This window comes from Falsirhodobacter sp. 20TX0035 (assembly GCF_028307215.1).
GTDB lineage: Bacteria > Pseudomonadota > Alphaproteobacteria > Rhodobacterales > Rhodobacteraceae > Falsirhodobacter.
The window spans coordinates 111,550-124,903 of record NZ_JAQMHV010000003.1 but is presented as its reverse complement, the minus strand read 5'-3'; the positions used below and the strand labels follow the sequence as shown (position 1 = coordinate 124,903).

9 protein-coding genes are annotated in these 13,354 nt (G+C 66.3%); 4 read left to right on the top strand and 5 right to left on the bottom strand.

All coding sequences use genetic code 11. The features are described from left to right. Positions 1–4: 4 nt before the first annotated feature. The 5 genes from glgX to PIJ50_RS05930 all read right to left on the bottom strand — a co-directional run bounded on the left by glgX (position 5) and on the right by PIJ50_RS05930 (position 9,018). A complete protein-coding gene (gene glgX, locus PIJ50_RS05950; RefSeq protein WP_271973577.1) occupies positions 5–1,885 on the bottom strand; it encodes a glycogen debranching protein GlgX in 1,881 nt (626 codons plus the stop codon). Next, positions 1,882–3,315 carry a glycogen synthase GlgA gene (gene glgA / locus PIJ50_RS05945; protein WP_271973576.1) on the bottom strand — a complete coding sequence of 478 codons (1,434 nt, stop codon included), beginning with the start codon at positions 3,313–3,315 and terminating at the stop codon, positions 1,882–1,884. Before glgA ends, glgX begins: the two co-directional genes overlap by 4 nt. A 26-nt stretch (positions 3,316–3,341) precedes the next feature. Then, complete coding sequence (glgB, locus tag PIJ50_RS05940) at positions 3,342–5,498, bottom strand: 1,4-alpha-glucan branching protein GlgB (RefSeq protein ID WP_271973574.1); 2,157 nt, start codon at positions 5,496–5,498, stop codon at positions 3,342–3,344. A 10-nt stretch (positions 5,499–5,508) separates the two neighbouring features. Next, positions 5,509–7,884: a glycogen/starch/alpha-glucan phosphorylase gene (locus PIJ50_RS05935; RefSeq protein ID WP_271973572.1), complete on the bottom strand. Its 2,376-nt coding sequence runs from the start codon at positions 7,882–7,884 to the stop codon at positions 5,509–5,511. Positions 7,885–7,953: 69 nt separating this feature from the next. After that, a complete protein-coding gene (locus tag PIJ50_RS05930; RefSeq protein ID WP_271973571.1) occupies positions 7,954–9,018 on the bottom strand; it encodes a dipeptidase in 1,065 nt (354 codons plus the stop codon). Positions 9,019–9,169: 151 nt separating this feature from the next. Here PIJ50_RS05930 and PIJ50_RS05925 point away from each other — a divergent pair, with 151 nt between their 5' ends. The 4 genes from PIJ50_RS05925 (at position 9,170) to PIJ50_RS05910 (ending at position 13,351) form a co-directional block, all read left to right on the top strand. After that, positions 9,170–10,114: a sugar-binding transcriptional regulator gene (locus PIJ50_RS05925; RefSeq protein WP_271973570.1), complete on the top strand. Its 945-nt coding sequence runs from the start codon at positions 9,170–9,172 to the stop codon at positions 10,112–10,114. A gap of 143 nt (positions 10,115–10,257) precedes the next feature. Next, positions 10,258–11,571, top strand: coding sequence for an ABC transporter substrate-binding protein (locus PIJ50_RS05920; protein ID WP_271973569.1), 1,314 nt, complete (start codon positions 10,258–10,260; stop codon positions 11,569–11,571). 75 nt (positions 11,572–11,646) lie between these two features. Further along, on the top strand, positions 11,647–12,519 hold the full coding sequence (locus tag PIJ50_RS05915) for a carbohydrate ABC transporter permease (RefSeq protein WP_271973567.1): 873 nt from the start codon (positions 11,647–11,649) through the stop codon (positions 12,517–12,519). Between the two features lies 1 nt (position 12,520). After that, on the top strand, positions 12,521–13,351 hold the full coding sequence (locus PIJ50_RS05910; RefSeq protein ID WP_271973565.1) for a carbohydrate ABC transporter permease: 831 nt from the start codon (positions 12,521–12,523) through the stop codon (positions 13,349–13,351). Positions 13,352–13,354: the final 3 nt, after the last annotated feature.

The following is a 13,354-nucleotide window of genomic DNA, read 5'->3' as shown; positions in this document are numbered from 1 at the left end:
GTCCCTAGTCGATGTGGCGGAAGACCAGCACGGAATGGGCCGGGGCATCAACCCCCCATTCCGGCGGATCGGAAGCAGGTTGCGTGGTGTCCAGCACCAGTTGCCAGTCGCAGCCGGGGGGCAGCGTCAGGGCCACGGCCGGACCGGGGTTCAGCACGACGAAGACGGCCTCGTCCTCGCCCTGCAACTCCATGCACAGGGTCGTCATCGCGTCCCAGTCGCCGGGCGCGGCCTCCCTCCCGTCGGGAAGATACCAAGCCACGACGTCGTCATGCAGGAAGCGAGGCTGGCGCAGCAGGTCCGTCCCGTGACGCAGGGCGGACAGGCGGGCCACGAAGTCCGTCAGCGGATCGCGGCGCCAGTCGGTCCAACCGGTCGGGTTGTTCTGAGCATAGGTGTTGTTGTTGCCGTTCTGGCTGTTCCCCATCTCGTCCCCCGCAAGGATCATGGGGGTGCCCTGCGACAGCATCAGCGTGGCCAGAAGGTTGCGGCGGCGCAGGGCGCGGGCGGCGTCCAGCGCGGGATCGGGCCCCTCGGTGCCCATGTTGTCCGAAAGGTTGTCGCCCGCCCCGTCGCGCCCGCCTTCGCCATTGGCGTCGTTGTGGCGTTCGGCATAGCTGACCAGATCCGTCAGCGTGAACCCGTCATGCGCCGTGACATAGTTGACCGAGGACCACGCCGGACGCCGGCCATGGTCGAACACCTCGGCCGAGCCGGTGAGGCGCGAAGCCACGGCCCCGGCCACCTTCTCCCCCCGCCAGAAACGGCGGACGTCGTCGCGGAATCGGTCGTTCCATTCGGCAAAGGGCGGCGGGAACTGGCCAAGGCGGTAGTCGGCCACGTCCCAGGGTTCGGCGATCAGCTTCAGGTCGCGCAGGACGGGGTCCTGGCGGATCATGTCGAAGATGGCCGCCCGCGGATCGAACCCGTCCGGGCCCCTTCCCAGCGTCACCGCCAGATCGAAGCGGAAGCCGTCCACGCCCTGATCGGCCCAGAAGCGCAGCGCGTCCATGACCAGCCGCTGCACCACGGGCTGCGTCAGGTCCAGCGTGTTGCCCGTCCCGGCCTCGTTCCGATAGGCGCCGCCGTCCATCCGGTAATAGCTGGCATTGTCGAGCCCGCGATACATGACCGCCGGCCCCGCCTCGTCCGCCTCGCCCGTGTGGTTGAACACGATGTCGAGGATCACCTCGATCCCGGCCTTGTGCAGGCTGCGCACCATGTGCCGGAATTCGGCCAGCGTGCCATAGCGGGGATCGGGCAGGAAATATCCGATCGGCTGGTAGCCCCAATAGTTCGACAGCCCGCGTTCCAGCGTGAAACGGTCGTCGATGAAGGCCTGAACGGGCAGCAGTTCCACCGCCGTCACGCCCAAGCGGCACAGATGCTTGATGACGGGCTTTGAGGCGATGCCAAGGAAGGTCCCGCGAAACGCCTCGGGGATCTTGCCGTGCTGCATGGACAGGCCACGCACATGCGCCTCGTAGACAACGGTGCGGTCCCAAGGGGTTTGGGGCCCGCGCGACAGCGGCGGCCGGGGCGACGTCACGACGCAGCGCGGAAGATCGGCCTCCGCCGCCGGGGCGTCGGGCTGAAGGCGCGCGTTCCAGCGCAGCGGCCCCGTCCATTCCTGCGCGTAGGGGTCCAGCAGCAGGCGGTCGGGGTTGAACCAGTGCCCCTGATCCGGCTGCCAGGGCCCATGGGCGCGGAACAGGTATTCGGTGCCGGCGCCAAGGCCCGCCACCTCCACCACCCAGACGTCGCCCTGCCGTTCCATCGGCACCACGACCTCGGGGTCGAACAGGCACAGGTCCATGGCCTCCGCATGCGCCGAATGCACGGCAAAGCGCACGCCATGGGCGGTCAGCGTCGCGCCAAGGTTCACCGGACCAGTTCCGCGTACAGCTCCACATATTCCTCGGCCGAGGCTTCCCAGCCGACCGGATGCCGCATCGCGTTGCGCTGCACCTGGGCCCAGGCCTCCGGCTCGTGCCACAGGCGGACAAGGCGGCGCAGCGCGCCCGACAGCGCGTCCGCCGTGGTGGGAGAGAAGGTGAAGCCCGTCGCCACCCCCGCGATCATGGACGCGGGGTTCACGTTGATGACGCTGTCGGCCAGACCGCCCACATGCGCCACCACTGGCAGCGTGCCGTAGCGCAGCCCGTACATCTGCGTCAGCCCGCAGGGTTCGAACCGCGACGGCACCAGAACCGCGTCCCCGCCCGAAAACATCAGGTGGCTCAGCCCCTCGTCATAGCCGACGCGCACGCCCACCCGGTCGGGATAGCGCAACTCCAGTTCCCGCATGGCGCTTTCCAGCGCCGGATCGCCTGATCCGAGGATGGCGACACCGCCCCCCGCCTCGATGAACTCGGGCAGGACCTCGGGCAGAAGGTCGATGCCCTTCTGGTCCGTCATGCGGCTGACCACGATCACCAGCGGGCCCGGCACCTCCAGATCGAAGGCGGCGCAAAGGGTGGCGCGGTTCTCGATCTTGCCGCGCAGGTTGTCGAAGCTGTAGGGGCGCTCCTCCGCCTCGGGCGCCCAGACGGTGGTGTCCACGCCGTTCAGGATGCCGCTGACGATGTCGGCCCGTTCGGCCAGCACGCCCTGAAGGCCCATGCCGAATTCCGGGCGCATCAGTTCGATCGCATAGTTGGGCGACACGGTGGTGATGCGGTCCGCCGTGACCAGTCCGGCCTTCAGGCTGGACAAGCCGTTGTAGTATTCCAGCGAATGGATGTGGAATTCTTCGGGCGGCAGGCGCAGTTCGGTCAGAAGCTCGGCCTTGGCCCAGCCCTGGAAGGCGATGTTGTGGATGGTGATGATGGACTTCACGTCCCGCGGCCCGCCCCATTCCAGATAGGCCGGCGCGAAGCCCGCCTGCCAGTCGTGGCAATGCAGGATCTGCGGGCGCCATCCGTCGGACAGGCCCTTGCGGGCGATGCGGGCGGCGATCCAGGACAACGCGGCGAACCGCTGGGGATTGTCCTCCCACTCTCCCCACGGGCCGGCATAGGGGCCGCCTTCACGGTCATAAAGATGGGGCGCGTCCAGCAGCAGGAAGTCGATCCCGCCGATCACGCCGCCATAGACGGTGCCCGGACCGCCGAACAGGTCCTCCTCGTGCAGCAGGACGTCCATGCCGTCCAGCCGCCAGCGCTGCTTGCGATAGGCGGGCATGAGCACCCGCATCGCGACGCCCTTCACCGCCATCGCGCGGGGCAAGGCCCCCGCCACATCCGCCAATCCGCCAGTCTTCAGAAGCGGTACGCATTCCGACACCACCGAAAGAACCCGTATCGCCTTTGCCATCCGCCTCTCCCCTCCCTCTTTCAATTCTATGCCTGCCGGAACATGACGGCGGTCAGGGGCGCCAGACGAAGCCGGGCCGACTGTCCCTGCCCGTGCCACGCTTCCGGCTCGGTCGTGATGCCGCCGAAGTTCCCGCGGTCCTGCCCCCCATAGGCCGAGGAGTCGGTATTCAGCACCTCCTCCCACCGGCCGGCGGCGGGGAAGCCCACGCGGTAGTCGCGGTCGACGGGCGTGAAGTTGACGACAAAGACCATCATCGGCTCCCCCGGCGCGCCAAGGCGCGTCCAGGCGAAGACCGACGCGTCGGGATCGTTCGCCTCCAGCCAGCGGAAGCCGTCCGGCCGGGTGTCGTTGCGGTGCAGCGCGGGCGTGCCGCGGTACAGGGCGTTCAGATCGCGCACCAGAAGCTGCACGCCGCGATGCGGCGGCAGGTCGGCCTGATGCCAGTCGAGGCTTTGTTCATGCGTCCATTCGCGCCCCTGCGCGAATTCGCAGCCCATGAACAGCAGCTTCTTGCCCGGATGCGCCCACATGAAGGCGTAATAGGCGCGCAGGTTGGCGAACTTCTGGTCGCCGTCCCCCGGCATCTTCTCGATCATGCTGCCCTTGCCGTGCACCACCTCGTCATGGCTGATCGGCAGGATGAAATTCTCGGACCATGCGTAGTGCAGGCCGAAGGTCATCTTGTGGTGGTCGTATTTCCGGAAGATCGGGTCCTTCTGGATGTAGGACAGGGTGTCGTTCATCCAGCCCATGTTCCACTTGAACCCGAAGCCAAGGCCGCCATGGTCCACCGGCCGCGACACGCCGGGATAGGAGGTCGACTCCTCCGCCACCGTCATGATGCCGGGGTTGGCGCCATAGGCTGCGCTGTTCATGTCGCGCAGCATGGCGATCGCCTCGAAATTCTCGCGCCCGCCCAAGTGGTTCGGAACCCATTCCCCCGCCGGGCGGGAATAGTCGCGGTAGAGCATGGAGGCCACGGCATCCACCCGCAACCCGTCCAGATGGTACTCCTCCAGCCAGTACAGTGCGTTGGCGGTCAGGTAGTTCATCACCTCGCGCCGGCCGTAGTTGTAGATCAGCGTGTTCCAGTCGTGGTGGAACCCTTCGCGCGGATCGCCATGTTCATAAAGCGGCGTGCCGTCGAACTGGCCCAGCCCGTGCGGGTCGCTGGGGAAGTGCCCGGGCACCCAGTCCAGCAGGACGCCGATGCCGCGGCGGTGCGCCGCGTCGATCATGGCGCGGAATTCATCGGGGGTGCCGTGGCGGATCGTGGGTGCGAACAGGCCCACGGGCTGATAGCCCCAGCTTCCGTCGAAGGGGTATTCGGACACGGGCATCAGCTCGATATGCGTGAAGCCCATCCATTCGACATAGTCGATCAGCTGCTCCGCCAGCTCGGCATAGGACAGCATCCGGTTGCCGGGCGCGCGGCGCCAGCTGCCCAGATGCACCTCGTAGACGGAGATGGGGGCGTCGACGTTCTGCGCCTGATACCGCGTGGTCATCCAGGTGTCGTCGGTCCAGTTCGACCGCGACAGGTCCCGCACGACCGAAGCGGTGCGCGGCGGATGTTCGGCGCCAAAGCCGACGGGGTCGGCCTTCTGCGTCTGGACATGGCCCCAGCCGGTCCGGATCTCGTACTTGTAGGACGTGCCCTCGGTCACGCCGGGCAGGAAGATCTCCCACACGCCGGTGGCGCCGCGCAGGCGCATCGGGTGGCACCGGCCGTCCCAGTGGTTGAAGTCGCCCACCACCGACACACGTTGCGCGTTAGGGGCCCAGACCGCGAAATGCGTGCCGGCCACACCTTCATGCACCATGAGATGCGCGCCCAGTGCATCCCACAGCTTGCGGTGCGTGCCTTCGCCCAGAAGGTATTCGTCGATCTCTCCCAGAACCGGGCCGAAGCGGTAGGGATCGTCCTGCACCCATTCCGATCCGAAGCCCTGTGCCCGGATGCGGTAATCGCGTACGGGGCTTTCGCCCACGAACAGCCCGGGGAAGCCTTCCACGGGACGCGCCTCGGTCCCCGGTTCCAGCCAGACACGCTCGGCCCCCGGCTGCCACACCGTGACGCGGCCGCCATGCGGGCCCAGAAAGGCAAAGGGATTGCCATGACGCCCTTCGCACAGGGCGATGGCGTCATTCACGTCGATGACCGGGATCTCGTTGCTCAAAGCCCGTCCTTCAGATCGCGGGATCGATGTCCCAGATGTCGGTCATGTACCCCCGGATCGTCCGGTCCGAACTGAAGAAGCCCGAGCGGGCGGTGTTCAGCGCGGCCATCCGGAGCCAGCGGTCGCGGTCGGCGAAGGCCGCATCGACCTTCCCCTGCGTCTGAATGTAGGAGTCGAAGTCCGAGGCGACCAGAAAATAATCATGGTGCCAAATGCGATGGACCAGCTGGTGGTACCGATCCGTCTGGTCCGGAGAGAAGCGCCCTTCCGCGATCATTTGCAGAACATCCTGCAGGGCTTGGCTGGATTCGATGGCGTGGCGGGCGTGGTCCGGGTCCTCGCGGCGCTTCACCACCTCCTCGGCGGTCAGTCCGAAGAGGAAGAAGTTTTCGTCTCCAACTTCTTTCAAAATCTCCACATTGGCGCCGTCCAGCGTGCCGATGGTGGGCGCGCCGTTGATCATGAACTTCATGTTGCCCGTGCCCGACGCTTCCTTCCCGGCGGTGGAGATCTGTTCGGACAGGTCCGCCGCCGGCACCAGCCGTTCGGCCATGGACACGTTGTAGTTCGGCGGATATACCACCTTCAGCAGATCGCGCGTCACCGGATCGTCGTTCAGGACGGTGGCCACGTCATTGATCAGGTGGATGATCTCCTTCGCAACGGCATAGCCGGGGGCGGACTTGCCGCCGAAGATCTTGACCCGCGGCACCCAGCCCGCGTTCGGATTGTCGTGGATCGCCTTCCAGCGGGCTACGGTTTCCAGGATGTTTAGAAGCTGGCGCTTGTATTCATGCAGGCGCTTCACCTGCACGTCGAACAGCGCGTCGGGATCGACGTCCACGCCGCAGGTCCGTTCCAGCCAGGCCGCCAGCTTCACCTTGTTGTCGCGCTTGGCCGTGCCGAAGGCCTGCCGGAAGGCGGCGTCCTCCACATGCGGCTCCAGCCCCCTCAGGCGGTCCAGATCCGCTTCCCAGCCCGACCCGATGGTGTCGGTGATCAGACCCGACAGCGCGGGGTTGCACATCTTCAGCCAGCGGCGCGGCGTGACGCCGTTGGTCTGGTTCACGATGCGGTCGGGATGCAGGGCGTTCAGTTCGGGGAACAGGTTCTTCCTGATCAGTTCCGTGTGCAGCGCCGATACCCCGTTCACCTTGTGCGAGGCGATGAAGGCCAGTTCGCCCATCCGCACCTCGGCGTGCTTCACGATGCCCACGTAATGCGGGCGGGCGCGATGCTCCTCCAGGTGCCAGCCGTCGATCTGTTCGACGATCTGCATGTGGCGGGGCAGCACGTTGCCGAAGGTGTAGGTCGCCCACCGCTCCAGCGCCTCGGGCAGAAGGGTGTGGTTGGTGTAGCCCAGCACCTGCTGCGCGACCTGCATCGCCTCCCGGAACTCCATCCCGTGATCGTCCACCAGAAGGCGGATCAGTTCGGGACCTGCGATGGCGGGATGTGTGTCGTTCATCTGGATCGCGACGTGCTTGGGCAGCGCGCGCAGGTCCGAATGGCCCTGAAGGAAGCGGCGCAGGATGTCCTGCAGCGCGGCGGAGGTCAGGAAGAACTCCTGCTTCAGGCGCAGTTCCTTGCCCTGATAGGTGGTGTCGTCGGGATAAAGCACGCGCGACAACGTGCGGGCCAGCGTTTCCGGCTCCGCCGCCGCGGCGTAGTCGCCCTTGTTGAACCGTTCGAGGTTGAAGTCCCCCGTGGGCCGGGCCGACCACAGGCGCAGGGTGTTGGCCCAGCGCCCCTGCCAGCCGATCACCGGCGTGTCATGCGCCTCAGCCAGCACGGTTTCGGACGGGGTCCAGACGGAGCGGCCGTTCCGGACCTCCACCTGCCCCTTGAACGGGATGACATAGCGCGCCTCGGGGCGCGGGAATTCCCATGGGTGGGGGTGGTCCAGCCAGTTTTCGGGCTGTTCGACCTGCTGGCCGTCGCGGAAGCTTTGCCGGAACAGCCCGTGTTCGTAGCGGATGCCATAGCCGTAGGCGGGGCAGCCCAGCGTCGCCATGGATTCCATGAAGCAGGCGGCCAGACGGCCCAGACCGCCGTTGCCAAGGGCGGCGTCGGGCTCGTCCTCCACCACGGCGTGGAAGTCCTGGCCCAGCGCAGTCATGGCGGCCTCGGCCTCCTCGTGCAGGCCAAGGTTGATCGTCGCGTCCTCCAGCAGGCGCCCGATCAGGAACTCCATGGACAGGTAGTAGACGCGCTTGCGGTCTTCGGCCCAGGTGCGGCGGGTGGCGTCGAACCACGGCTCCATGATCCGGTCGCGCATGGCGTGGGACAGGGCCATGCGCCAGTCGTAGGTCGTGGCGTTCGCCGCGTCCTTGCCGATGGTGAACGTCAGATGGCGAAGGATCTCGGTCTTGAGGGATTGGGTCACAATGGCTCTCGTGATCGTTGCCACCGACCATGTGACCGCCCGTCGCCGCCGGTCAAGCGCCTGCGGCGATCATTCCCCCCATGTGCGGCGCAAGACCCCGATCCAGTTCCGCCATGCCAGTTTTTCCAGCAGCGTGTCGTCATAGCCATGCGCCCGCAGCGCGCCCAGAAGCGCGGGCAGCCCCGTGACGTCGCCGATGCCTTCGGGCACCGTAGCCCCGTCGAAGTCCGACCCGAAGCCCACATGATCCTCTCCCAATGTGGCGATCAGGTGGTCCATGTGGCGCAGGACCGGCTCCCACCCGATCTCGGGCGCGCGGCGACCGTCGTCGCGCAGGAAGCAGGTGGCGAAGTTCAGACCCACCATCCCTTGCGTCTCGCGGATCACGGCCAGCTGCCGGTCCGTCAGGTTGCGGGCGGACGGCGTGACGGCGTGCGCGTTGGAATGCGTGGCGACCAGCGGCGCGTCCGTGATCGCGGCCACGTCGTCGAAGCCCTTTTCGTTCAGGTGCGACAGGTCGGCCATGATCTTCAGTGCGTTGCATTCGCGGATCAGCCGCTTGCCCGCATCCGTCAGCCCGTCCCCCGTGTCGGGCCCCGAGGGGAAGCGGAACGGCACGCCGTGGCCGAAGGCGGTCGGCCGGCTCCACACCGGGCCAAGGGAGCGCAGGCCCATGGCGTGGAACGCGTGGAGCGCGTCAAGGTCGGTGCCGATCGCCTCCGCCCCTTCCATGTGCATGACGGCGGCGATCGCCCCGTCGCGCATCGCCTCCTCGATCCCGGTGGCCGTCCGCACGATCCGCAGCGCCCCGGCCGAGGCACGCTCCATCCACATCAGATGCCCCGCCATGGAGGTGGCGTAGGCCAGCGCCATCGTCTGGTCTAGCATCGCAGGCAGCGGCACGTCATAGGGCGGGTTGTCCATCCCCCGGTCCACCGGCCCGTCCAGCTGCGGCGAAGGGACATAGATGGCGAACATCCCGCCCGCAAAGCCGCCGCGCTTCATCCGCGGCAGGTCCAGATGGCCCAGCCCCTCGCCGTGCAGCCAGATCTCCTCGCGCCGCTGGGGCGCGCGCTGCAGGCGCAGCAGGAAGTCATTGTGGCCGTCAAACACGGGCATTCGGGGGGCTGACATCGATTGCATCCTTTGCGGTTTGGGTGAAGCTGCCACGATCCGGCGGGAATGGCCATATTGCCGAAACCGCTTTTCCGCCCTTCCCGCATCCGCCATAACCCGGACCGGAGGAGGAGATGATGATGATGATGGCACATGACGGGGGCCCGCGATGAGCGTGCCCGATCCCCTGGACGCGGCCGCGCGTGCGGGCTGGCTTTATTACGCGGGCGGGCTCACGCAGGATCAGATCGCGCAACGCATGGGCATCTCGCGGCAGCGGGCGCAGCGGCTGGTCAGCCGCGCCATGCAGGAAGGGCTGGTCCGCGTGCGGCTGGAACACCCGCTGGCCGTGTGCCTAGACCTTGAAGCCCGCCTGCGCGACCGGTTCGAGCTGGAGGAGGTGCGCGTCGCCCCGTCCCTGGGCGACAACGTGGTGCGGGCGCTGGCCCCGGTGGGGGCCGCCCTGTTCGACGGGCTGCTGGCGCGGCCCGAAACGAAGGTGGTCGCGCTGGGCATCGGGCGCACCCTGACCGCCATGGCGTCCGAGGTGGAGACCCTTGCGCGGCCGGACCAGCGGCTGGTGTCCCTGATCGGCAACGTGGCCGATGACGGGTCGGCCAGCCAGTTTGCGGTCATCATGACGCTGGCGGGCCGGATCGGCGCGCCGCATTACCCGATGCCCGCCCCGGTCTTCGTGGGCTCGGCCGAGGAGCGGGCGGCGCTGTGGAACCTTCAGGCCGTGCGCGCGGTGCGGGATCTGGCGCAGCGGGCTGACCTGCGGCTGGTGGGCTTGGGCCAGATGGGGCCGAAGGCGCCGCTTCTGACCGAAGGCTTCATCACGGCGACCGACCTGGCCGATCTGGAGCGCCGCGGCGCGGTGGGAGAGCTGACGGGCCACGCCTTCGACGCCGGGGGCCGCTACATCGACACGCCGCTGAACGACCGCCTCACCTCGCTGCGGATCGAGGCGGGGGCGCCGGGGCTGACGGTCGTCGTGGGGGCCGGACCGGCCAAGATCACGGCGCTGAGGGCGGCTCTGACCGGCCGCCTGATGAACGGCCTTGTCACGGATGAACCGACCGCCCTTGCCCTTCTCGACAGTCAGATCAAATAATCGGCACTTAGCGAAAAACCGCCTAAAATTGCAAGTTGGCTGTTAGCGGTATCTGTAGCACTATTGTCTTGACCATGGCCCGCACGTCGTGAACATCTGGCGCTGCAATGGGCATATGCTCATATGAAGGGGGAGGATCTACGATGACCACGACCATTCGCGGGCTGATGGGCGCTTGCTGCCTTGCCGCCTTCGGCGCGCCCCTGGCCGCCGAAACGATCACCGTCGCCACCGTGAACAACGGCGACATGATCCGCATGCAGGGCCTGATGGCCCAGTTCAACGAAAAGCACCCCGACATCGAGGTGAACTGGGTCACGCTGGAGGAGAACGTCCTTCGCCAGCGCGTGACGACCGACATCGCGACCAAGGGCGGCCAGTACGACGTGCTGACCATCGGCAACTACGAGGTTCCGATCTGGGCCAAGCAGGGCTGGCTGCTGCCGCTGGACGACATGGGCGCCGACTATGATGCGGCCGACTTCCTGGCGCCGGTGGCGCAGGCGCTGACCGTGGATGACAAGCTGTACGCCGCGCCCTTCTATGCGGAATCGGCCATGCTGATGTACCGGTCGGACCTGCTGGAAAAGGCCGGTCTGACGATGCCCGAGGATCCGACCTGGGACTTCATCACCGAAGCCGCCGAGAAGATGACGGACAAGGACGCCGGCGTCTACGGCATCTGCCTGCGCGGCAAGGCCGGCTGGGGCGAGAACATGGCCTTCCTGACCGCCATGTCCCACTCCATGGGCGCGCGCTGGTTCGACATGGAATGGAAGCCCCAGTTCGACAGCCCCGAGTGGAAAGAGACGCTGGACACCTACCTGAACCTAATGACGAAGTACGGCCCGCCCGGCGCGTCGTCGAACGGGTTCAACGAGAACCTCGCGCTGTTCCAGACGGGCAAGTGCGGCATGTGGATGGACGCGACGGTCGCGGCCTCCTTCGTGTCGAACCCCGAGGAATCCACCGTGGCCGACAACGTGGCCTTTGCTCCCTTCCCCCACAAGGACGGCGTGGACAACCACGGCAACTGGCTGTGGTCCTGGAACCTTGCCATCCCGGCCTCGTCGACCAAGCAGGAAGCGTCCAAGGCCTTTGTCGCTTGGGCGACCTCCAAGGAATACACGAACCTCGTGGCCGAAGAGGATGGGATCGCCAATGCCCCTCCCGGCACGCGCACCTCGCTCTACGCGAACGAGGAATATCTGAAGGCCCCCTTCGCCCAGCCCACGCTGACCGCGATCGAGAACGCCAACACCCAGCACCCCTCGGTGCAGGAGGTTCCCTACACGGGCGGCCAGTGGATCTCGATCCCGGAATTCCAGGCGATCGGCACGGCCGTGGGTCAGGTCTTCTCGGCCGCGCTGGCCGGCACCTCCACCGCCGATCAGGCGCTGACGGCTGCCCAGACGCTGACGCAGCGCGAGATGCAGCGCGCGGGCTACCCGAAATAAGCCTGCCTTCAGGCACATGACACGGGGTGTGGCGGGTTCCGCCACACCCCATTCGCAACAAAAGGACCCGCCCGCATGGCCACGCAAGCCTCTCGCGCCGCCGGACGCCTGATGATCTCTCCTGCCGTGATCGTCCTCTTTCTCTGGATGATCGTGCCCCTCGGGATGACGATCTATTTCTCGTTCCTGCGCTACAATCTGCTTATTCCCGGTGACCATGCCTTTGCAGGGTTCGAAAACTACCAGTTCTTCTTCACCGACCCCAACTTCTGGCCGGCGCTGATCAACACGCTGCTGCTGGTGGGGGGCGTTTTGCTGATCACCACGGTCGGCGGCATTCTTCTGGCGCTGCTGCTGGACCAGCCGATGTTCGGACAGGGCATCGTGCGCGTTCTGGTGATCGCGCCGTTCTTCGTCATGCCCACCGTTTCGGCGCTGGTCTGGAAGAACATGTTCATGAACCCCGTGAACGGCATCTTCGGCTGGCTCGCGAACGTGTTCGGCGTGCCGCCTTATGACTTCCTGTCGCAGGCGCCGCTTTTGTCGATCATCCTGATCGTGGCGTGGCAATGGCTGCCCTTCGCGACCCTGATCCTGCTGACCGCCCTGCAATCCTTGGACAGCGAACAGCTGGAAGCGGCCGAGATGGACGGCGCCGGTCCCTTCAGCCGCTTCTTCCACATCATGCTGCCGCACCTGTCGCGCGCGGCGACGGTGGTGATCCTGATCCAGACCATCTTCCTGCTGTCCATCTTCGCCGAGATCCTGGTGACCACGAACGGCGGTCCGGGCAACGCGTCGACGAACCTCACCTACCTCGTCTATTCGCAGTCGCTGCTGCAATACGACGTGGGCCTCGGCTCTGCCGGCGGCATCGTCGCCGTCATCCTCGCCAACATCGTCGCGATCTTCCTGATGCGGATGATCGGCAAGAACCTGGAGGCGTAAGATGGCGCGCGCAAGCACAACGCAACGCAAGATCGTCGTCACGGTGATCGCCTGGATCATCGCCCTGGCGATCTTCTTCCCGATCCTGTGGACGATCCTGACCTCGTTCAAGACCGAGGCCGACGCCATCGCGATCCCGCCGAAGTTCCTGAACTTCACTTGGACGCTGGACAACTACATCACCGTGCAGGAACGGTCGGACTACTTCCGCCACTTCATGAACTCGGTCATCATCTCGCTCGGCTCCACCGTGCTGGCGCTGATCGTGGCGATCCCGGCGGCGTGGTCGATGGCCTTCGTGCCGGGCAAGCGCACCAAGGACATCCTGATGTGGATGCTGTCCACCAAGATGATGCCGGCCGTGGGCGTGCTGATCCCGATCTACCTGATCTTCCGCGACTGGGGCCTTCTGGACAGCCGCACCGGCCTGATCATCGTGCTGATGCTGATGAACCTGCCGATCGTGGTCTGGATGCTCTACACCTACTTCAAGGAGATCCCGGGCGAGATCCTGGAGGCCGCCCGCATGGACGGCGCCTCGCTGGGGAAAGAGATCCTGTATGTCCTGACGCCGATGGCGGTGCCGGGCATCGCCTCCACCCTTCTGCTGAACATCATCCTGGCGTGGAACGAGGCGTTCTGGACGCTGAACCTCACCACCTCGAACGCGGCGCCCCTGTCCACGTTCATCGCCAGCTATTCCTCGCCCGAGGGGCTGTTCTACGCGAAACTCTCTGCCGCATCCACGATGGCCATCGCACCGATCCTGATCCTTGGCTGGTTCAGCCAGAAGCAGCTGGTGCGCGGCCTGACCTTCGGCGCCGTGAAATAAGGA